We start from the raw sequence: 23,199 nt of genomic DNA, 5'->3' as shown, positions 1-23,199 counted from the left end.
TGAGTATACAATCTATAGCTAAAGTGTTGTAAGATATTAATTAAATTTTTGGTAATAAGTTTGTTGATACTAAATTGGTTACTTACACTAATCTCATGCGAAATTAGATAGAGACATATGATGAATAATAAGGGCTTTACTTTAATTGAGCTAGTCGTAGTGATTGTTATTTTAGGCATATTAGCGGTGACGGCTGCTCCTAAATTCATGAACTTAAAAGCAGATGCAAAAACTTCAACATTGTATGGAGTGCAAGCGGCTATGCAAAGTGCTGCTGCACTTGTTTATGGCAAGTCAATTGTTAAAGGTAATCATAAAGAGGCTTTTAGTACTTCAAATACCGTAAATATTGGTGATGAGGCTGGATTTTATGGGAATGGCGAGTTATTTATCACATATGGTTACCCTATTGGTGATGAGGATGAATTTGAAAGGCTAGTACCACTTGATGCTGCGGGAACATATAAATATCATAAGTTAGGTACAAGTATTAAAACTTTACTTGTCTATTTTGAAGAAGATTATAAGGATCCTGTTACACCGACTACTATCGAAGATCCTTGCATTGTGGTTTATCAAATACCAGAAGGACCTGGTCAAAGTCCTTCGTTTAATGTCAATGATTGTATTTAATGCATTCTAAAAACTTAAACCGTTCGAATAACCAAAAAGCTTTAGGTTTTACGCTGATTGAGTTGATTGTTGTTATTATTCTTATATCAATCATGTCGGTAACAGTGCTGCCAAAATTTTTTAGCTCAAACGGTTTTGAAGAGTTTACTTATCGTGATGAGATAATCACTAAATTAAGAGCAATTCAGCTGCGTTCAATGCAGCAAACTAATGACGAAATGTGCAATCAAGTTCATATTCAAACCATCCCTTATATCATAGGCTTGCAAGATACTGTCCCAGATGAAAATGCTGTTGAAAGGTGTCGAATATCTAATGTAGATCATCCCGAACTCTGTTACACATCAGACGACAAGACAATTTGCTATGCAGGTGAGACCACCAGAGTAGTGATTGATAGCAAACACAGTGTTGGTTTTACACTTTCTGAAGGTCTAACTAGTTTCAATTTCTCGACATTGGGTAGGCCAATAGGTTGCATTGTCGAAGATCCCTGTGAAATTACAATCACAGTAACAGGAGAAAACTCACTAGAAATTCTTATAAACTCAGAAGGCTATATAAATGCAAATTAGTCGTTTGGGTTTTTATCTACGCCATAAAGGTTTCACGTTAATAGAGACGATTGTTGGTATGGTTGTTTTAGCGATATCTTTCTCTGTACTCACCACACTTATTTATCCTGTTTCACAGCAAAGTGCTGACCAATTACATCAAGTAAAAGCAGCAGAATTAGCACAGTCGGTACTCAATGAAATTCAAAACAAAGCCTTTGATGAGAATTCAGACATGGCTGGTGGACGAGTTCGCTGTGGTGATGCAGGTGCAGATGACTGTTCTACTGATATGGGGCCAGATACTATATCTGGGGTTGAAGAAACGAGAGCTATTTTTAATGATGTCGATGACTATGATGGCTTGGTGTACGCTGCAGGGGAGATTGAGAACTCACAAGGAGTAGTAATAGATTTATATTTAGGTTATTCAATGAGGATTACCGTTCGCAATGATGCTAATTATGATGGAAGTTTTCCAAATGATATATCAACAGCGAAACTAATTACCGTAACCATTACCACACCGACCGATTTTTCCATGAGTTTCTCAACCTATAGAGCGAATTTCTGATGAAGTTGCTAGGACCAAAAAAATCATCGGGTTTTACCTTAATTGAAATGATAGTTGTCATTATTATTTTAGGGGTACTTGCTGCGGGAATTAGTACCTTCGTTTCACTTTCGACACAAATTTATACTGAATCAACTGCTAGAGAGCAGTTAGTATCCTCAGCACGCTTTGCTATTGAACGCTTGAACAGAGATATTCGTAATGCACTGCCTAATAGTCTAAGACTTACAAACGTAAATCAATGTTTAGAATTTACACCTATCATTGAAAGCACTACTTACACAAACATCCCTGTAGCACCTGAAAGTAATAGTAATACGGTTAATATTATCGAGTTTGATGAAACCTTCGGTGAAACCTCTGATATTAATTGGAGCGTCGTTGTTTATCCATTAAACCCTGAAGATGTATACGATAGCAATGATAAAGTCTTCGATGTTAGCAGTATTAGCCCTCCAAATGATGAACGAGTAATAACTTTAGAAAATAGTGTTCAATTTTCAGAAGATTCACCTACTCAAAGGCTATATTTTATCAATATAAATGATACGGTTGAGTATTGTTTAATAGGTGGAAACCTAACAAGAAATGGCATTTTGATGGCAGAAGATATAGTTAATACTAACCCGTTTGAGATTCAGCCTGCAACTTTGCAGCGTAATGCTATGGTGCAAACGCATTTTAGATTTGAAAAAAATAGTGAGCAAGTCACCTTTAATAATGAAATACAGGTGCTAAATGTGCCCTAAACTATCAATAAGAACGGTAATATCAGATAAACAACGCGGCAGTGCTTTGGTGCTTGCTCTTTTTATCATCGTTGTGACTACCTTATTGGGAGCCGCGCTAGTCAGAATGATTAGCGCTAACTCAGAAACTATTGTTTATGAAGTTATTGGTACTCGAGCTTATCAAGCCGCTCAAGCGGGAGCGCAAAGAAAACTGAGTGAGGTTTTTCCTTTATTACCGGGCAGTGTCCAATGTACACAAAATACTTTGTATAATGAATTCTCTACGGTACAGGGATTAGAAAACTGCGTGGCTATAGATGTTGACTGCGTCGAGGGGCCTACTGTCGATGATATTGTTTATTATACTATTACCAGCACGGGTCAGTGCAATGTAGCAGAGGTTTTTACTTCAAGAACAATCGAAATTAAAGCTAGACGTTTAGAATAATTTCTCTTTAATTTAGTGTCTGTTTTTTTTACAAAAAATCTAATTGCGTCAAAGTTACTGCTCTTAGTTGATTGAATATAATGATGTTTTTTTCTTGGCTTGAATTTTGCCTAACTGTTGGTAATAGTATAATGATATGTTGTATCCCTCGCTCGGAGTTTTAAATGAATAAATTTGTAGTATATATCGTGATTTTTATTGTCGCTCTTTCCTTTTCTTCCCTTTCTCAAGCGACCTTGATCACTAATTTAACTCAAGTAGAGATAGATTCCGCTGATTATAGTAATGCTGAAGATCATCTTACTGATGATTTGTTAGGTGTTAATTACATTAATTATAAAGGTTACGATTGGGCTTGGGTTTCGCCTGTTAACTTAGAAACTTCAGGGGGAAATACTTTATATGCACCTGAATTGCAAAAAAATTGGCTATTTGCAGATAATGCATTACTTAATATTTTAAAGAATGAATTAACGTTAGCTGATTTTACTAACGATAGTGGCGATATCATTCACTCAGTTGAATTTTTTAATTCTAATTATGAGCATGTTGATGTAGCTGACTTTAATTCAGATTTTGTAAATAGTGAGTGGACTGTTGAGGGGTCATTTATGAGTGGCCTTTTTGGCGGACAAGAAACTTTTTATGTCAGAGAAGCACCAACTGCCGGTATTAGTCCAACGCCTATCCCAGAACCTTTAACTATACTTATTTTTGCATCAGCTTTTATCTTATTACACACTAAGTTGAGAAAGAAATCAGTTTAGTTCTACGATATCGTTCATGTACTAGACCACTCTTCTGAGAAAGCTCTGTTTACAGGGCTTTTTTTATGCTTTATATTGCAAAAATAAGTGCTTAGCGTTACCTTTGTACTAACTTCTGTCATATAAATTGTAGCATTAACGTCGTGATGTCTAATCCTCTTCAACAATTTCCTGAAAATAGACCTCCTGTCAATTTACTAAATAGAATTAATCAGCAAGGTAATTCTATAGTGTTACCCATATTTGTTAATACAATATTGACAGTCTTAGCGACTAGAGCCTCGTTGGCTGCATTGTTAAAATCCCATAATTTTTCCACATCGAAAATGAAAATAGACAATCCCTATTATTGTAATGCTGAAGCATCAGGTAGCTGGTATGCTGTGTACCAACAAATAGGCGACATGTTTTATCGCTTAATGATTATAGATAAATGCGCTAGTTCGGCACTAGTGAATAATATTAAAGATAGTGTTAGTAATAGAACCCTCCAATCTGAAGCGAGGAGTTTATAAATGTGTTTTTTAAGTATTTGTCTCCCTTCTGTAACTTTTCCTTACGTAAATTTTGTTCAAAATCGAGTAGATAAATTAACCGTTATCAGTATTGAACATCTGAATTATTTTTTTAGTTATACCTCGAATTACAGCGAATGGATGCAGTTTAGTCAGATAAAATCGAAAGGAACTTCGTTGTGAAAAGTGCCTTGGTATTTGCCATATTATTATATTGCCTTTCATTACCTGCTCAAGCGGCTAGGGTTATTAATAGCGTATTGCTAAATGGAAGTACAACGACAAATGTTGCTGCTGGCGAAACAGTTACTGTAGCTATTGAAGTCACTACTTCAGGAGGTGGCAATAACAGCCATTGGAAATCCACGTCCTATGTTCTAGTTCCAAGTGGATCTACAATCTGTGTAGATACAGATAACGAAACTAGCGCCGGTATTCATACAGATTCTTTTGACATTACAGCACCCACAATTGCAGGCAGCTATAACATTTCATTTTATGCCCATCGAAAAAATGGTTGTGATAATGGCTCTGCTAGCGATATTTTTTCCGTTCCAGATGGCATTGTCGTTTCTAGTTTAATTGCGGAATACCGTTTTGATGAAACAGAATATAATGATACGCCTGACGAGATCATAGATAGCATCGGTGGTTTTCATGGGCAGGCAAAAAATAGTCAACCAGTAGAAGGCAAGGTGTGTAATGCTATAGATCTAAGTGCTACAGGGACAAGTGATTATGCGGTGTTAGATAAAGATATTTTAACTGGAAAAACAGACTTTAGTATTTCTTTATGGTCACAAACCAGTAAAACTTCCACTCAGAGTATTCTCTCAGGTGCAGGTAATAATAGTAGTAATGAGCTAATTCTGTGGTTTACGAATCACACTAGTTTTCGCCCTTATTTAAAAGGCACCCAAAACGGAGTAATTACCACACCCTCAATTGCAGATGATAATTGGCAACACATAGTTTGGACGCGAGAGGGTAGTCAAAATTGCTTATTTGTAGATAAACAATTAGTAGGTTGTGTTTCACTGACGACCTTGCCTTTAAATATACAAAGCCTAATTTTAGGGCAAGAACAAGACTCTGTTGGTGGAGGTTTTTCTTCTAGCCAAGCATTTGATGGTTTACTCGATGAATTGTTAATCTTTGATTCTGCTATAACGTCTGATGAAATAGCTAGTATTTATGATAACCAAAATGCAGGCTTGGGTTATGACGGTAGTACTCGAGATTGCCCTATTCCAGTTTTTCCTTCTCCGGTATTAGATCTTCACTTTGATGAACTTAATTGGGATGCTGATGACTCAATTATCGATATTAGTGGTAATGATTATCATGCTACTGCGGTAAATGTAACACCCACAGAGGGCTTTATTTGTAAAGCTGCAGATCTAACTGCTACGGGTATTAATGATTACATTACTTTAGACAGTGAAGCTATGAATAATCTTAGCAATTTTTCAATATCCTTATGGTATCAAACACCAAAAACAGGTCCGCAAAGTATTATTTCTGGCTCTAGTATATCCAGCTTTAATGAATTAATTTTTTGGTTTACAAATAGCACTGTATTCAGCCCTCATATAAAAGGTGGGACTCGATCGATTGCGACCGAGAGTATTTCAGAAAATGTTTGGCACCATTTAGTCTGGACTCGTTCAGGTAGCAGGAACTTATTTTATCGTGATGGTGTATTGCAAACGGGCAGCGCAATATTATCAACGGGTGCACTTAATATAACTAGCCTAATATTGGGGCAAGAACAAGACTCTTTGGGTGGTACTTTTGATGCTTCCCAAGCAGTTGAAGGGTTAGTTGATGAGTTATTGATTTTTGATAAAGCTATGACTGCAGCTCAAGTACTTACGGTATTTGATAATGAAAGTGCGGGTTTAAACTATGACGGAACGCCAAGAGATTGTCCAACACCAGCAGCTGCAATTCTTAATATGCAGTTTGATGAAAATTCATGGTCTGGCGCTGTCGGAGAAGTCATCGATGAGACTGGAAACTTTAACGGTCAATCGAAAAACGGCGCTGATACGGCTCAGTCATTCCCAGCTATTGTAGGTAACCCAGGAACGTGTGGTTACGGTACTTTTGATGGGAACAATGATTATGTGGCGTTACCAACCTCTTTTGAAAATCAACAAGGTAGTTTCACGATAACCGCCTGGATAAGACCAAGTAACTTGCAAAGTGGCTCTAGAATTTTTGCTGATGATGAGAATAATACGCAAGGGTATGCCTTTAGTTTGGGAGATCCTGGTAGTGGTAAACTGCGCTTTTATTCTCGAGATGTTATCCCTATTTCTGTTGATACACAATCAGCAGTCATCGCTGCAGACACATGGACCTTTGTCACTGCAGTGCATAACTTAGACACAAAAACCCGAGAAATTTATGTTAACGGTGTTGCTCAAACAGTTGTTAGTAATGACGGGCAAATTGGGCTAAGTAATACATATACAGACACTTGGGGAATCGATACGGGTATTGCCTCTATTGGTGGAGAAACCGATTCTGGAGAGACGGCCAATAGATTTACTGGCGCAATTGATGAAGTAAGAATGTATGATTCAGCATTATCCGCAGCTGAAATTGATGAGGTTTATCGTGAAACTCATCCCTGTGATAGTTTTATTGATCACTTTGAAATCAATACACTGAATGCACAAGGGATAACCTGTGAAGCAGATGAGATTATCATCAAGGCCTGTACTGATGCATCATGCAGTACCATTAATCCAGATGCTGTTGATGTTAAATTATCGATTAATGGTGTGGAAAATAAAACCGTTACCGTATCAGGGAATAATGGCACCTCAACAAGTTATTCTTATACTACTGTAGGTAATGCAGCGTTAAGCTTAGATCAAGAATATGAATGTAAGGATAGTAATAGCAAACCGTGTATTGTTGATTTTAAAGATAGTGGTTTTATTATCAGTGACATACCTATGCAAATTTCAGGGAAGCCCTCTGATGAGGGGTTTAATGCGACGACGCTGTCGCTTCGGGCAGTAGAAACTAATACTACGACAGGAGCATGTATCGGAACTTTCCCAGATGATACCGATGTTGCGGTGAATTTATCTTATAGCTGTGCTGGCGGTGATTGTAAAGATTTCTTAGCGCTGGGTAATAATGGTAACAGTTATAACTTAACAGAAACGGCTACGGCACGGGATTTACATTTTAGTACAGACTCAACGGCCATTTTTACGTTGAATTATCCTCATGCAGGAAAATTCATTATTAACGCGCAAAAAGATGTGGAAGTGGAAGACATAGATGGTAATAAATTAATAAAAGACTTTAGTGTGAGTTCAAACGCCTTTGTAGAGCGTCCTTTCGGTATTAAATTAGACTTCTCTAATGATAGTAATAGTAGCAATGCCTTAGCTCAAGACGCAGATGGTAGTTGGTTTAAAAAAGCAGGAGAATCTTTTACTTTAACGGCTACTGCTATGCAGTGGGTAAGCGGACAAGATGTAACGGGTGATGCTGGAGTGCCTGACGGTATACCAGATAATTTTGCTGTTTTTAACCAAAACACCCTTAAATCTGAAAACTTTTCTGGTGCAGAGATCAGTATTAATAATGACTTGTTACTCCCTAATCTAGGAAATAACCCTGTGTTAAATATTATTGAAAGTAACAGTTTTAATGCTGGTACTAGTTCACTTGATAACAAGTATAGCTTTGGAGAAGTAGGTATCATTGAGCTAAAAAGCACATTAGCCAATAACGATTACCTCGGTGCGGGAGATATATTAGGTAAAGTCACCAATGTTGGACGTTTTATTCCTGATCACTTTGTACAAACCATTGAAGACGGCAATCAAGGTAGTCTCACTGCAAATCATGATAATAATCATCCTCTCACATGTAATATGCTTGATTGGGTGTACACAGGGCAACTTACAGATAACGAAGGCACAATTAGATATTCGATTGAACCAGTTTTGACTATTACCGCAAAAAATACCGATGGAGTAAAAACAGTTAACTATATTGGTGATTTTGCTAAATTACTTAATGTCGATAATGAGACACTTACCTCTAAGAATAAAATAACCTTTGCTGGGCCTTCAACGGCGGGATTACCTTTATTAGGGAATGTCACTGGTACTGGAGAGATGGATACTGAGAGTGGTGGAGTCCTAACGTATCAGCTGCCAGAACAACATCACTTTGTTTATATTCGTAATTTAGCAAGTGAAGTTGCGCCTTTTAATGCAAATTTTGAATTACCGTTTAGCGAATTTAAAGATTCTGACGATGTCACTTTTAAGCCATCAAGTGGAAGTACTAATTATTTTGAAAACCCTCATTTTTATCAACTAGAGGCAAGTGGTTTTGATAATACAGTTGAAGTACGTTTTGGACGTTGGTTACTTGAGAATAGTTATGGTCCTGAAACCTCACCGTTGCCGGTAACCATGGTTATTCAGCATTTTGATGGTAGTAGCTTCATTATTAATGATAAGGAAAGCTGTCTTGTACCAACTGTTGGTGATAAAGAGCAACCTTCTGGTGCTATTGGCGATGCGGGATTAAAGTTATGGGATTACCGTTTAGTTGATAATATTAGTGATGACACTCTTACCCCTGCTGATACACTTGCTAGTTTCGCAGATGAAAATGAAAGATTTGTTAGTGGTTTATATCAATCATTACTATTTTCTGCACCAGGAGCAGGTAATATAGGTTCACTTGAACTTGAATATCAAGTGTCGCCTTGGCTACAGTATGATTGGAATGATGATGGTAGCTTCACCAACAACCCAACATCAACATTAACCTTTGGCATTTACCGTGGTAATGATCGCATTATTTATCAGCGTGAAATTTCTCGCTAAATGAATTGGCTTAATACCCAAATTGAAAGTTATTTAAATGATATAAACCCTCAATAGAGTAACGAGGAAGAAGTGTGATGATAATCAAAATATTTTGTCGCTTTTTCCTCGAACAAAGCGCTCTGTTTTCCCTTCTAAGTAGCAAATTCTTCAAGAATGAGGCTACCTTATATTTATGTACTTTTTCTTTACTTTTTATTGTAAAAAAGCAACACATTAGATAAATTCTAAGGTATCATTATCCGATCTGCTTTTCGCACATTGACAGCGTCTACTTAATTAGTACTTCACAGGACATTTTGAGCTTATGTTTAAAAAAATACGCGGCATGTTTTCTAACGATCTTTCTATCGATTTAGGTACCGCCAATACACTTATTTATGTAAAAGACCAAGGTATTGTATTAAACGAGCCTTCTGTAGTCGCTATTCGCCAAGACCGTGCTGGTGGTTCTAAAAGTGTTGCAGCAGTAGGTGTTGCAGCAAAAGCTATGTTAGGTAGAACCCCAGGTAATATTGAAGCGATACGTCCGATGAAAGATGGTGTAATTGCTAACTTTTTTGTTACTGAAAAAATGTTACAACACTTTATAAAACAAGTGCATAGTAATAACTTTTTACGTCCTAGCCCTAGAGTTTTAGTGTGTGTTCCTTGTGGTTCTACTCAAGTTGAACGTCGTGCTATTCGTGAATCAGCGATGGGCGCAGGTGCTCGCGAAGTTTATTTAATTGATGAGCCAATGGCTGCCGCTATTGGTGCTGGTATGCCAGTGTCAGAAGCAACTGGTTCAATGGTTGTTGATATAGGTGGCGGTACTACTGAAGTAGGTATTATTTCATTGAACGGTGTGGTTTATTCTTCTTCTGTACGCATTGGTGGTGACAAATTTGATGAAGCGATTATCAACTATGTGCGTCGTAACTTTGGTAGCTTAATTGGTGAAGCCACAGCCGAACGCATTAAACATGAAATTGGCTCTGCATACCCAGGTGAAGAGTTAATTGAAATTGAAGTTCGTGGTCGTAATCTTGCTGAAGGTGTTCCACGTAGCTTTACCTTAAACAGCAATGAAATTTTAGAAGCACTGCAAGAGCCTTTATCTGGCATTGTCAGTGCAATTATGGTGGCATTAGAGCAATCACCCCCAGAGCTAGCGTCTGATATTTCTGAGCGCGGCATGGTGTTAACTGGCGGTGGCGCTTTATTAAAAGACATTGACCGTTTATTAATGGAAGAAACAGGTATTCCGGTTGTTGTTGCTGATGATCCATTAACCTGTGTTGCTCGTGGTGGCGGTAAAGCATTAGAGATGATTGATATGCATGGTGGCGATCTGTTCTCATATGAATAAAATCAATTTTTCTTCTGTGCCATTTTGCTCAATTACGGCGTTAATAGTACTCATTGACTAACGTCAACTCCGTGCTATTGCCTTGTACTTGAGCTAAATGCCTATGAATAAAGAATGGATTGAAACTAGATATACATTATTTGAGAGTTATGGTGCTATATTTTTTGAGCTATAACCTTTTAAAACACTAAGCTATACACATCTAGCCTGTAACTTATATGAACCCAATTTTTAATCAAGGCACATCCCCAGCGCACCGACTTATCATGGTGCTTTGCTGTTCGGTGGCCTTGATTTTTTTCGACCACAAAATGGCAAGTTTTGAAACGGCACGAGGCTATTTACAATCATTAGTGAGTCCGCTGCAGTATATGGCTAATGCGCCAAAGCAAATGCTGACTTGGGCTTCAGAGAATATAGTGATTCGACAGCAGCTGATGGAAGAAAATCAAAACTTTCGTGAAAATGAATTGTTCTTTCATGAACAAGTGATGCAGCTAAATATAGTGCGTCAAGAAAATGCGCGATTGCGTTCATTACTTTCTTCACCTGTTCGCGGTGAAATAAAAAAAATGTTTGCCGAAATATTGTCCGTTGATAGTGACCCATATTCCCATCAAGTATTGATTAATCGCGGCGCTACTGACGGGGTCTATGAAGGCCAGCCTGTCCTTGATGAAAAAGGTATTGTGGGTCAAATATTACATGTGGGAGTGAGCAGTTCTCGAGTGCTCTTGATCAGCGATATCTCCCATGCAATACCTGTCCGTATCCAGCGAAATGGTTTGAGGCTCATTGCTTCTGGCAGTGGTCAAATTGATCGTCTTATCCATAACTTTGTTCCACATAGCGCCGATGTACAAGAAGGGGACTTATTGGTCACTTCAGGTTTAGGTGGTAAATACCCTGAGGGTTATCCTGTTTCTCGTGTCGTGTTAGTACGTACCGATGAGTCACGAGAGTTTGCGACTATTTATAGTGAGCCAGTGGCCCAGATTGATCGATTACGTTATATGTTACTGCTTTCTAAAGATGAAACTGTTAACGCTGTTCCTCCTATAAGTTCCAGTAAAGCCGCGGTAGGTAAATCATAATGTTTAGTAATAATGGCTTTATTATTTTACTCACACTATTAATCGCATTAATGGCAAGTATTACCCCTATGCCATTGAGTGTAGATGCTTTTCGTCCTGATTGGGTATTGATTGTATTGGTCTATTGGTGTCTAGCATTACCCAATAAAGTGAATATAGTAACTGCATGGGTTATGGGCTTTATTCTTGATGTCTTACTCGGCTCTGTGCTGGGTGTTCATGCTTGTGCTATGGCTTTATCTATTTATATTGTTGTCGTTAATTTTCAAAAGATTAGAAATTTCTCTGTTTGGCAACAGGCGCTTATTATTGGTGTGCTGTCAGCACAATATCATTTAGTTGTTTTTTGGTTGCAACGTTTTCTAAGTGATGTTGTATTCTTGCCTAATTATCTATACCCAGTGATAACGACAATTGTACTGTGGCCATGGGTGTTTTTACTATTACGCCGTGTTCGCCGCCACTTTCGTATTGCTTAATTCCAAACTTTTTAAGGGCTAGCTATAACAGTAGTAAGTGATTTTATGACTAACAAAGTAGTTAACTCAACAAAGACTAAGCCAAAGCTGATATTAGCCTCACAATCCCCTAGGCGAAGAGAGTTATTAGCGCAACTGGGTTATCAATTTTCTGTTCAAGCAAGTGATATCGATGAAACTGTAGAAAGTGCTGAAACTGCCTATGGCTACGTATTAAGATTAGCTGAGCAGAAAGCTCAGCATGTACTTAGTTTATTACCTAAAGCAGAGCGCGAAAATAGTTATGTCTTAGGTTCAGATACCAGTGTGGTGTTTGATGGTAAAATTCTAGGAAAACCAGATAATCTAGAAGAGTGTATTAACACCTTGTCATTATTATCAAACAGACAGCATCAAGTATTAACGGCTATTGCGCTTGCGAGTGAAGAGGGCATGAAGGGGCAAGTCGTTACAACTGAAGTCACTTTTAAGGCTTTAACAAAAGCTGAAATTTCAGCCTATTGGTTGACAGGTGAGCCCCAAGATAAAGCGGGAAGCTATGGTATACAGGGAATTGCTGGACAATTTGTTAAAAGTATTAACGGTAGTTATTCAGCTGTTGTTGGTCTACCACTATATGAAACCGCTCAATTACTGGCTAATGCTGGTTTTATTGGCAGTATCCAGACAAAATAATTTATTGAAATAAGGGATATTTATGAGTGCTGAATTATTGATCAATGTTACTCCTAGCGAAACACGTGTTGCTTTGATCGAAAATGGCTCACTGCAAGAAGTACATATAGAGCGACAAGCAAAACGTGGCATTGTTGGTAACATCTATTTAGGTAAAATTATTCGTGTATTACCGGGCATGCAAGCAGCTTTTGTAGATATTAACCTTGAAAAAGCAGCCTTTTTACATGCTTCAGACATTAATACTAAACTCATGTTAAAAGAAGAAACTGACCAAGTTCCTGATATTCGCTCTTTAGTACATGAAGGTCAGCATATTATGGTGCAAGTGGTTAAAGACCCGCTTGGCTCTAAAGGAGCTCGTTTAACCACCGATATTACTATTGCGTCACGTTATCTCGTTCTCATGCCTAATTCTCAGCATGCGGGTATATCGTTGCGAATTGAAAATTCTAAAGAGCGAGATCGTTTAAAAGAGATCGTTACCCCGTATTGTGATGAACAACAGGGTTTTATTGTTCGTACTGCGGGAGAAGGTGCTGATGAGTTAGATCTTCAGCATGATGCTGAATTTTTACGTCGAGTATGGCATAAGGTGTTAGCCCGCAAACAACGTAAACAACGAAACTTACCTCTATATCAAGATCTTTCTTTATCTTTTCGAGTGTTGAGAGATTTTGTGGGGATTAAGCTTGAACGGATTCGTGTTGACTCTAATCTAACTTTTCAAGAGTTAACCGTTTTTACTGAAGAGTTTGTTCCAGAGCTGACACCATTATTAGAATACTATCCTGGCGAATTACCTATTTTTGATTTGTTTTCTGTTGAGCGAGAAATTCAACGCGCTTTACATCGAAAAATAGAGCTAAAATCAGGTGGCTACTTAATTATTGATCAAACTGAAGCCATGACGACTATTGATATCAATACCGGGGCTTTTGTCGGTCATCGAAACTTAGCTGACACCATATTTAGTACTAATATCGAAGCAACACAAGTTATCGCGAGGCAACTAAGGTTGAGAAATCTTGGGGGTATTATCATTGTTGACTTTATTGATATGCATAATGACGATCATAAGCATCGTGTTTTACACAGCCTAGATATGGCCATGAGCAAAGATAAGGTTAAGTACAGTCTTCATGGGTTTTCTGCCCTTGGTTTGGTTGAAATGACACGACAAAGAACCCGTGAAAGCTTAGAACATGTATTGTGTGGTGAATGTCCGTTATGTACTGGCCGTGGTCATCTTAAAACAGTCGAAACAGTTTGTTTTGAAATACTCAGAGAAATAGTACGAGTAAATCGTGCTCATGACGCAGATAAGTTCACTGTGTATGCATCAAGTGCAGTGAGTAATTCACTGATAAATGATGAGTACCATAACTTAGCTGAAGTTGAAGTTTTTATTGGTAAGTTAATTAAAGTACAAGCTGAACCCATGTATAATCAAGAACAATTTGACGTTGTTATGATGTAATACTCATCTTGTAAAATTGCCGTATTTCTTCGCGTTAAATGAACGGACATAGAACGATCACAATATGATGAAGAGAGTTTATCAATCTCTCGCTAATTTTGATTCGTTATTAACTTGCCTATAAGAGCTGTAAGGGCGTTAATAAAGAGTAAGTGAGAGTTTTACATACTCTTTATTGGTCTTGATGATGAGTTTACATCGTTGCAGGGCATACCCTGCTAGGTAATCATTATTTCGAACAATGTCTACCGCTACGGTTTGTAATTTTCACTAAGTGAGATATTACAAAAAAGATTATTATGTCCTTTGTGGCAAAAACAGCATAATAAATATAGGACACGCTAAGTTTTAATGAGCATTGTAAGTACTTCAAACCGTTGGCTAAACCGCCTATATAAAACAGTTGCTATTTTGTTAGTGCTGTTAGCGGTAGTTATTAGTGCTTTTCGTTTGTTTTTACCTTATGTCCATCATTATAAACTTCCCCTGCAAAACTATTTAAACGAAACATCGCAAACAGACATTGTCATTGGTACGTTAAGTATGACTTGGCAAAGGTCAGGGCCTATTTTAGTTATTGGAGATGTTGAAGTCCTTGAAACCGAAAAAGCGTCTGTATTTATCGAGCAACTTGAAATACAAGTTGATTTTTGGCGAACACTCACTGAACAGAGTTTGATTTCAAAAGATCTTATTCTGTCAGGAGCTAGAGTTAATTTATCCGAAAAACTATGGCTAAGTAGTAAAGAGGATAAAGCTACTGTCGGGCAAGTGAAAAAGAATAACGATGCAGATGACATTGACATTATTAGTGACCTTTTTTTAAACCGTATAAAGCGATTCTCTATCCGCGATAGTCAAATAACAGTACGGAATGCAGCAATAACAAGGAGTATAAGGTTAAATCAGTTGCGATGGTTAAACACTGGTGAACGCCATCAGGCCGAAGGTAGTGTCGTGCTTAATGGTCTAAGTTCTAATAACTTACAAGTGAAATTAGATGTACTGGGTGAAGAAGCAAGTGAGCTAACAGGGCAAATCTATTTACAAGCAAATCAAATTGATATTACACCTTGGTTAGATGATTTCTTGGTACTTGAAGATGATAAAACCAAAACTGATATTAATTTTTCTGCTTGGTTACATGTTGATAGTAGTGATATTAATCGTTTAAAAATAAACTTTTCCGATAGCAGTGTGCAGTGGCAACTTGAAGACAAAAAACAGCAATTAACCTTAGAGCAAGGGCAATTATTACTTGTTAAAGGGAAGAGCGAACGAAGCTTACGTCTTTATAGTACACCGCTAGCATTACGACTTAATGATCAGACTCCACAACAATTTACCGTTATGTTAGCGAAAACAGCGAATGAATTTTCTTTAAACTTGTCTGAAATTGATGTTGCTATGCTGACCCAATTAGCGCCGTTGCTTATAGAGAACCAAGACACTCGCGAATTACTCTCTAAGATGACGTTAACGGGAAAAATAGAAGATCTCTATATTCGAAATCAAAATAACTCGTTGCAAATAGTGACAGAGTTTTCCACATTTAATAATAGCTATAGTCATGGCATTCCAGGCCTAGAAAATGTTTCAGGGAACCTTAGTTATGCAGATAATTATTTATCAGTGGACTTTAAGGCTGAGCAAGGTCAGCTAGATTTTGATAAGTTATTCGTACAAGCGTTTCCCTACCAAACACTCTCAGGCCAGTTAAATGCGATTTTTGACGACAGAGGTTGGGCGTTGACGGTCGAAGAATTAGATTTTTTATCAAAAGAAATTAATTTATCAGCGAAAGTTAAAGTGGAAGCGCCTATTGAAGGCGAGGTCAATTTAGCGTTATTAGCGAATGTCTCCAATGGTAATGCAGGCTTAGTTGGCCGTTATTTACCTTTACCAATAATGAGTGAAAACTTAGTTAGTTACTTAAATGCTGCTGTAGTTTCAGGGCGTGTTGAAGATGCACAAGTGTTAATTAATGGACCAATTAGCCATTTCCCCTTTACCGATGGTAGCGGTATTTTTGTTGTTGATGCTGAGCTGAGTGAATCAGAGTTTAAGTTTGTTGATGACTGGCCAGCAATAACTGACTTTGTCGCTAATTTGAATTTTACTAATAACTCAATGTTAATAACAGGACGCGGTGGTAAATTAACTGGCCTCGATGTTACAGGGGTAAGTGCTGGAATTGCTGATCTAGCGAATGGACAAATTTTGGAGGTTGATGCAGAAATAATGCCGACTCAAGCACGCTTTATTGGTGACTTGATGGATCAAAGCCCATTCAAAGATAGTGTTGGTAGTGTATTAAAGCAGTTACAAATTGCTGGTGAGGTCAGCGGTGAATTTCATTTGAATTTACCGCTTAATGATAGTGACCAAGCACTAGCGAGCGGTATTATTAATTTTGATAAAAACCAAGTCGCTTTGCAAACTCCGCGAATGGATTTTAGTGAAGTTCAAGGGCAGTTTAGTTTCAGTAACGATAAAATTAGCACGAAAGATTTACAGCTTAATTGGCACGGGTTACCTATTAAAGTTGATATCTCTGGCAGGGATAAAGCCGATTACTATGATACTGATATTGACTTAGTGGCGTTATGGAAAGAGACAGAATGGTTGTCTTTTGTACCTGAAGATTTACGTCGATATACTCAAGGCGAATTACCTTGGAAAGGTTCACTATCACTACATGAGCATCACCAAGGCGGCTTTTCATATTCTGCTAGCTTTGCCTCTGAACTAGAAAATACTCAACTTTTATTACCTGTACCTTATCAGCGAAATAATAATCAAGAAAATGCTCTATCTGTTGAAGTTAATGGTGATATAGCTCAGTCTAAAATAGTCCTTAATTATGGGGATAAAATGCACTTTTCAGGAGTGCTCGAACATCAAAATACTGCATTTACTCGTGCTAACTTAATGTTGGGTGAAGGCTCTATGGCGTTACCCGGAGATGGCTTTCATATAACCACTCAACTAGCACATGCTGATTTTTCAAAATGGCAGCCATTAATTAGCAGTATACTTGATAGCATTCCACAGTCCTCAACAAGCACTGAACAAGAAAAATCAATTCCATTACTAGCTAAGCCAAAAAGAATTAGAGGTTCAATTGGTCAACTGAGCTTGTTAGGTCAAGAGCTCAATAATATTTCTTTTAACTTATTAGATAAGTCACAGTGGTGGTTATTACAATTCAACGCGAAAGAAACTCGCAGTCAAATAAAAATTTATCCTGACTGGTTAGCGCAAGGACTAGATATAAATGCAGAGTTCTTAACACTCCCACAAAAAAGTGAAACTCATCAGACAACAGTTGATCAGATAAACCAACAGCCAGATAAAGCGGAAAATGATCTTATTTTTGCTGAAATACCCCCTTTGAGATTTCATTGTGATAGCTGTGCTCTAGGCTCTGTAAACTTAGGGGAAGTAGATGTAGAGGTTAAACGTACTGATCAGCAAACCATTGAGTTTGTAGATTTTACTGCTAAACGAGGTAAAACAACGCTAAATCTTGCTGGTAATTGGCTTCATAATGAAGATGAGTCTACAACCACTTTAGTCGGCAACCTATCGCTGGAAGATGTCGAAAAAGAATTAAAAGCAACTGGATATGACTCGATCATTAAGGATAGTGGCGCTAAATTCGATGTAAACCTTAATTGGGAAGGTGGCTTACATGACTTTATGCTCAACCACCTAAATGGTACGGTCGAAGGCCAACTAGATGATGGTTATTTAGCAGATGTAAGTGATTCTGCGCGTATCTTCTCAGTATTAAGTTTACAATCTTTAGTACGTAAATTAACACTCGATTTTCGTGATATTTTTAGCGATGGTATGTTTTATAGTAGCATTAAAGGCAGCTATCAATTAGAGGAAGGGTTATTAACGACAAACAATACTAAAATGAATGGCACTGCTGGTAACTTGTTTATGACAGGCAATACGAATTTAGTCAGTGGCGAGCTTGACTATGAGATGTCCTATAAACCAAATCTAACTTCAAGCCTACCTGTATTGGCGTGGATAGCTACCTCCCTAAATCCGGTAACATTTCTTGCCGGCGTCGCTATTGACCAAGTTGTTAAGTCGCAAGTGGTTTCTGAATTTAAGTTTGAATTAACTGGTACGGTAGACAACCCTGACTTTAAAGAAATAGATCGTAAAAGTAAGAGTATTAGCATAGAGGGCACAGTCCCCACTGAAGATGCTAAGCAAGATGAATCAATTATTGAACCCCAGCCTACTTCTAAGAAGGATAAAGCAACCGATGGTTAAATTGAGTGCAATACAGTTATCCTCAGCGGCTAATGTTGAAACTAACCTAGCCAAGATTGCTGAGCAGTTATCTAAAATTACTGCAGTCCAAGATGAGACGCAACACTTAGTCGTACTGCCTGAATGTTGTCTATATTTTGGTAGTAAAGACAGTGAACAATTGGATTTGGCAAAGGCATCGGCTAAAGACAATAACCTTTGTGTAGCGCTTGGAGAGCTTGCCAAAAAATTTAACGTTTATTTAGTTGCAGGCACTATCCCTCTTTTAGCGCCTTGTGCAACAAAATTTACTAATAGCAGTTGCGTTTTCAATCCTGATGGTGAGTTGATCGGGCAATATGATAAAATTCACTTATTTGATGTTAATGTCAGTGATAACACCAAGAGCTATTGCGAATCACGTTATACTCAACCAGGTAAAGAAATAAGTGTGGTCAATACCGACTTCGCTAATATTGGGTTATCAGTGTGCTTTGATTTACGATTCCCTAATTTATTTCAACAATTATCGATTGCCGGTGCTGACATTATTACAATTCCAAGCGCTTTTACCAAAGTAACGGGCAAAGCACATTGGCAAACATTACTGCAGGCAAGGGCTATTGAAAATCAAGTTTATATTGTCGCTGCAGGACAGGAAGGTGTTCATGAGAATGGTCGTGAAACTTGGGGTCACTCTATGATCATTAATCCTTGGGGAGAAATTGAAAATAGTATTGAAGTAGGTGAAGGTTATATTAGTGTAGAATACCAAAAAAAAGAAATAACACGTATACGTCAAAACATGCCTTTGAATTCGCCGCTTAATAGATAATTGCAGCAATTTGATTATAATTAAAGAATATAGAAGTAGAGCTAAGATCTAATGAATAGTGTTGAAAAATCCTTATTAAGTGATAGTCATATTGATGATGAAGTGTTATCAAAAACCTTAAATAGTATGATGGGGCGACAAGTTGACTATGCAGATTTGTATTTTCAAGCCAGTCAGCATGAGACTTGGGTTCTAGAAGACGGTATTGTTAAAGAAGGTTCATATAATATTGAGCGTGGCGTTGGCGTAAGAGCTATTTCAGGTGAAAAAACTGGCTTCGCCTATTCTGATGATATTACCCCAGAAGCACTGCAAAAAGCGGCTGATGCGGCAAAAGGTATTGCTGATATCGGTACGGGGGCAACCGTTAAAGCGTTTAGTCGTCAATCACCCATTCAAATTTACCAGTCAATTGAGCCACTTGGCAGTTTAACGCAAGAGCAAAAAATTGATTTACTGCATCAAGTTGAAGCACATGCTCGTCAAATTGATAGTCGTGTTACTCAAGTGATAGCGAGCTTGTCTGGGGTTTATGAAACTATTTTAGTTAGCGCTAGTGATGGCACTTATGGTACCGATGTTCGTCCCCTAGTTAGGCTAAATTGCTCCGTTTTAGTTGAAGAAAATGGCAAACGTGAGCGTGCAAGTGCTGGTGGCGGTGCACGAACTGATTACAGTTATTTCTTTGAAGTAGCCCCTGGAGATAACAAAGCTCGTTATCTTTCTTATGCTGAAGAGTCGGTTAGACAGGCTTTAGTTAACCTGGTTGCTATCGAATCACCAGCAGGTACTTTCCCTGTTGTATTAGGGGCAGGTTGGCCTGGTGTATTACTGCATGAAGCAGTAGGACATGGTTTAGAAGGTGATTTTAACCGTAAAGGCTCTTCAGCATTTTCAGGAAAAGTTGGCCAGCAGGTTACTTCTGAACTTTGTACTATTGTTGATGATGGCACCTTGGTTGATCGTCGTGGTTCAATTTCTATAGATGATGAAGGCACGCCTGGGCAGTATAATGTACTAATTGAAAAGGGAATTTTAAAAGGCTATATGCAAGATAAGCATAATGCAGGTTTGATGGGGGTACATCCAACCGGTAATGGTAGACGAGAATCTTATGCTCACTTACCAATGCCGCGAATGACCAATACCTATATGTTGGCAGGAGAGTCTAGCCCTGAGGATATTATTAAATCCGTTAAAAAAGGCATTTACGCACCAAACTTTGCTGGCGGTCAAGTAGATATTACCTCGGGTAAATTTGTATTTACCAGCTCAGAGGCATACTTAATCGAAAATGGTGAAATAACGTCACCAGTCAAAGGTGCTACTTTGATAGGTAACGGTCCTGAAGCGATGAAGCGAATTAGCATGGTGGGTAATGATCTAAAATTCGATGCTGGTGTTGGTGTTTGTGGTAAAGATGGCCAAAGTATACCTGTTGGTGTTGGTCAGCCTACACTTAAGGTTGATGAAATGACTATTGGCGGTACTCAATAATTAGCTAAAGTTACTAAGTCACCAAGCACATGTATTCATAGTGCTTGGTGATATTTCGATACTCTCAATTATTAAGTCTTTGTCTTCTTTTAGGTATTCTCTTTTAGGTAAGTAAATAGGTTTTTATAATGCTTACCCAGTTTTTCAGCTTTTTTCTCTTTTGCAGCTAGACGGATCAATTGCTTGATTTTTTGTCTTTCGATTTGAGGAAACTCACTGATCAAGGCTTCAACTGCTTCTTTTCCTTGTTCAATTAATTCATCTCTCACCGTTTCTAAACGAACAAATTTCGCAGTTTCTTGTTGATGTTTATTTGCCATTACTTCAATTGCGTGATGAATTGGTGCAAGATCTGTTTCTAACAGTATTTTTGCGGTATGACGAATGTGACGGCGTAATGCTTCATGCTTATTAGTGATTTTATCAGCCAAAATCATCGCATCCTTCAAGTCTTCAGTTAACGGCAAGCGACTGCGTTGATGCTTAGACATTTCGATTAAACTCTGTGCGAAATCTTGTAATTGATGCATTTCACGCTTTATTTCGGTTTTACTTTTTAACTCTTCTTCTAATTCTTGTGATGATTCGTCGATATCGTTGGCTGACTGAGGCATAATAATGTCTAATACTATGTTAAAATAAATAATAATTGCGCTCATTATATCACTAAATGAATACCAATCGGACTAATTTATTGATCACTTAGCGAGAATTAAAAGGCTTAGAGGTAAGGCATTGATTGAAGAGAAGGGTTATTCCCTTATTAAATTCAATAACGCCGAATATAAGCCTTTTAAAGACGCTCATTGGGAGTTTATTAGCAAGCTGGTAACATCACAAAGTGAATTAGAATATAGATTAACTATGTTTAAGCCATTTTGTTTATTCTAAGCTCGCTAGTGTAGCTCTAAGTTGGTCAATTAATTAATCTGATTGCTATAAATATTCTAAGTCGCTGTTTTAACCTTGTTACTCCTTAAAAAGAAAGAGAAAGTAGAACCAATATGACCCAAACCTCTAAATCTCATGATCCAATGACTAAACAGCTTAGTGATGTCAAAGAGCGTGTAGCTACCGTTCTTGAGTTAGCTAAATCACTTGGCGCCGATGGTGCTGAAGTTGCTATGAGTCGCCAGCAAGGGTTAAGTGTCAGTACACGCATGGGGGAAGTGGAAAACGTTGAATTTACTAATGATGGTGGTTTAGGTATTACTGTTTATCGTGAAGGCCGAAAAGGCAGTGCTTCTACGGCAGATTTGTCAGAGCAAGCTTTGCGTAAAGCGGTGACAGCAGCGATAAATATTGCCAAATATACTTCGGTAGACGACTGTTCAGGTTTAGCTGATAAGTCATTGTTAGCAATGCAGCCGGTTGATTTAGATTTATATCATCCTCATGAAATAGGCACTGAAGCGGCAATTGAACTTGCTAAAGAATGCGAAGAAAGCGCTTTGTCCGTTGACCCACGTGTCAGTAATTCAGATGGTGCCAGCTTTGATACCTTCTCGGGCTTTAAGGTCTATGGCAATAGTCATGGACAGTTAGTCGGTTATCCGAGTACTCGACACAGCTTAAGTTGTGTGATGATTGCCAATGACGGTGATGATATGGAACGCGACTACGCTTATACGGTAAATCGTGAATTCTCTTCACTTGAAAGTGCTCAAAAGATTGGCCTTCAAGCTTCTCAAGAAGTCTTATCTCGCTTAAAACCACAAACAATACCAACAGGCAAAGTCCCTGTGTTATTTAGAGCAGATATTGCCAATACGGTTTGGGGACACTTTATTGCGGCGATTAGCGGTGGAAATTTATATCGAAAATCCTCTTTCTTACTTGATGCCATTGGCAATGATATTTTTCCTAAATTTCTAAACATAAGTGAGAGGCCACACATTGCCAAAGGTCTAGCTAGCAGCGCTTTTGATAGTGAAGGTGTACTTACCCAAGACCGTGAGATTATTAAAGAAGGTGCTCTACAAACGTACTTATTGACGAGTTATTCTGCTCGTAAACTGGGATTGACAACGACCGGCCACGCTGGCGGCATTCATAATTGGTTAGTTGATGCTCAAGGACATGATGGCAGTTTCGATGCTATGTTAAAAGCCTTAGGAACCGGTCTATTAGTGACTGAGTTAATGGGCCAAGGAGTAAATGTTGTTAATGGAGATTACTCTCGTGGCGCGGCAGGGTTTTGGGTAGAAAATGGTGAAATTGCTTACCCGGTAAGCGAGATAACTATCGCTGGCAATCTAGCTGAGATGTTCAAAGGCATTGTAGCCGTTGGATCTGATGTGGATATGCGTTGCAGTATCCGTACAGGCTCCATTTTAATTGATGAGATGCAAGTTGCTGGACATTAGAAAATAAGACTGATTAAGTAAATTATCACTCAGTTTACGGCTAAGTTTACT

The 23,199-nt window shown here is 38.1% G+C and carries 18 protein-coding genes; 17 read left to right on the top strand and 1 reads right to left on the bottom strand.

What is annotated here, in order from left to right; genetic code table 11:
* Positions 1-117 precede the first annotated feature (117 nt).
* The 16 genes from ND2E_RS23525 to tldD all read left to right on the top strand — a co-directional run bounded on the left by ND2E_RS23525 (position 118) and on the right by tldD (position 20,782).
* On the top strand, positions 118-633 hold the full coding sequence (locus tag ND2E_RS23525; protein ID WP_033092289.1) for a type II secretion system protein: 516 nt from the start codon (positions 118-120) through the stop codon (positions 631-633).
* Positions 633-1,208, top strand: coding sequence for a prepilin-type N-terminal cleavage/methylation domain-containing protein (locus tag ND2E_RS18785; RefSeq protein ID WP_033092288.1), 576 nt, complete (start codon positions 633-635; stop codon positions 1,206-1,208). Before ND2E_RS23525 ends, ND2E_RS18785 begins: the two co-directional genes overlap by 1 nt.
* The gene (locus ND2E_RS18790) at positions 1,198-1,761 is read left to right on the top strand and encodes a prepilin-type N-terminal cleavage/methylation domain-containing protein (RefSeq protein WP_033092287.1); all 564 of its coding nucleotides are present in this window, start codon (positions 1,198-1,200) and stop codon (positions 1,759-1,761) included. The genes ND2E_RS18785 and ND2E_RS18790 overlap by 11 nt, the downstream gene beginning before the upstream one ends.
* The gene (locus ND2E_RS22305; RefSeq protein WP_052056205.1) at positions 1,761-2,510 is read left to right on the top strand and encodes a PilW family protein; all 750 of its coding nucleotides are present in this window, start codon (positions 1,761-1,763) and stop codon (positions 2,508-2,510) included. Before ND2E_RS18790 ends, ND2E_RS22305 begins: the two co-directional genes overlap by 1 nt.
* A complete protein-coding gene (locus ND2E_RS18795; protein WP_033092286.1) occupies positions 2,500-2,940 on the top strand; it encodes a PilX N-terminal domain-containing pilus assembly protein in 441 nt (146 codons plus the stop codon). The genes ND2E_RS22305 and ND2E_RS18795 overlap by 11 nt, the downstream gene beginning before the upstream one ends.
* Before the next feature lie 164 nt (positions 2,941-3,104).
* On the top strand, positions 3,105-3,707 hold the full coding sequence (locus tag ND2E_RS18800) for a hypothetical protein (RefSeq protein WP_033092285.1): 603 nt from the start codon (positions 3,105-3,107) through the stop codon (positions 3,705-3,707).
* A 146-nt stretch (positions 3,708-3,853) separates the two neighbouring features.
* The gene (locus ND2E_RS18805; RefSeq protein WP_033092284.1) at positions 3,854-4,222 is read left to right on the top strand and encodes a hypothetical protein; all 369 of its coding nucleotides are present in this window, start codon (positions 3,854-3,856) and stop codon (positions 4,220-4,222) included.
* A 179-nt stretch (positions 4,223-4,401) separates the two neighbouring features.
* A complete protein-coding gene (locus ND2E_RS18810) occupies positions 4,402-9,096 on the top strand; it encodes a DUF6701 domain-containing protein (protein WP_033092283.1) in 4,695 nt (1,564 codons plus the stop codon).
* A gap of 307 nt (positions 9,097-9,403) precedes the next feature.
* Positions 9,404-10,447 carry a rod shape-determining protein gene (locus tag ND2E_RS18815; RefSeq protein ID WP_033092282.1) on the top strand — a complete coding sequence of 348 codons (1,044 nt, stop codon included), beginning with the start codon at positions 9,404-9,406 and terminating at the stop codon, positions 10,445-10,447.
* 218 nt (positions 10,448-10,665) lie between these two features.
* Positions 10,666-11,541, top strand: a complete 876-nt coding sequence (mreC, locus tag ND2E_RS18820; protein WP_033092281.1) for a rod shape-determining protein MreC — start codon at positions 10,666-10,668, stop codon at positions 11,539-11,541.
* A complete protein-coding gene (gene mreD, locus ND2E_RS18825; RefSeq protein ID WP_033092280.1) occupies positions 11,541-12,020 on the top strand; it encodes a rod shape-determining protein MreD in 480 nt (159 codons plus the stop codon). The genes mreC and mreD overlap by 1 nt, the downstream gene beginning before the upstream one ends.
* Positions 12,021-12,065: 45 nt before the next feature.
* Positions 12,066-12,695, top strand: coding sequence for a Maf family protein (locus ND2E_RS18830; protein ID WP_052056204.1), 630 nt, complete (start codon positions 12,066-12,068; stop codon positions 12,693-12,695).
* A gap of 22 nt (positions 12,696-12,717) precedes the next feature.
* Positions 12,718-14,175 carry a ribonuclease G gene (gene rng, locus ND2E_RS18835; protein ID WP_033092279.1) on the top strand — a complete coding sequence of 486 codons (1,458 nt, stop codon included), beginning with the start codon at positions 12,718-12,720 and terminating at the stop codon, positions 14,173-14,175.
* A gap of 351 nt (positions 14,176-14,526) precedes the next feature.
* Complete coding sequence (locus ND2E_RS18840; RefSeq protein WP_033092278.1) at positions 14,527-18,471, top strand: YhdP family protein; 3,945 nt, start codon at positions 14,527-14,529, stop codon at positions 18,469-18,471.
* Positions 18,464-19,285, top strand: coding sequence for a carbon-nitrogen hydrolase family protein (locus ND2E_RS18845; RefSeq protein ID WP_033092277.1), 822 nt, complete (start codon positions 18,464-18,466; stop codon positions 19,283-19,285). Before ND2E_RS18840 ends, ND2E_RS18845 begins: the two co-directional genes overlap by 8 nt.
* A gap of 51 nt (positions 19,286-19,336) precedes the next feature.
* The gene (gene tldD, locus ND2E_RS18850; RefSeq protein WP_033092276.1) at positions 19,337-20,782 is read left to right on the top strand and encodes a metalloprotease TldD; all 1,446 of its coding nucleotides are present in this window, start codon (positions 19,337-19,339) and stop codon (positions 20,780-20,782) included.
* Positions 20,783-20,871: 89 nt separating this feature from the next.
* On the opposite strand, the gene yjgA is transcribed toward tldD, so the two are convergent.
* Entirely contained in the window at positions 20,872-21,441 is a 570-nt protein-coding gene (gene yjgA / locus ND2E_RS18855) for a ribosome biogenesis factor YjgA (protein WP_223303515.1), read from the bottom strand.
* 345 nt (positions 21,442-21,786) lie between these two features.
* Here yjgA and pmbA point away from each other — a divergent pair, with 345 nt between their 5' ends.
* The gene (gene pmbA, locus ND2E_RS18860; RefSeq protein WP_223303514.1) at positions 21,787-23,148 is read left to right on the top strand and encodes a metalloprotease PmbA; all 1,362 of its coding nucleotides are present in this window, start codon (positions 21,787-21,789) and stop codon (positions 23,146-23,148) included.
* Positions 23,149-23,199: the final 51 nt, after the last annotated feature.

This window comes from Colwellia psychrerythraea (assembly GCF_000764225.1).
Taxonomy (GTDB): domain Bacteria; phylum Pseudomonadota; class Gammaproteobacteria; order Enterobacterales; family Alteromonadaceae; genus Colwellia; species Colwellia psychrerythraea_D.
The sequence above is the reverse complement of the archived record's forward strand: the minus strand, read 5'-3'. Positions and strand labels throughout refer to the sequence as shown.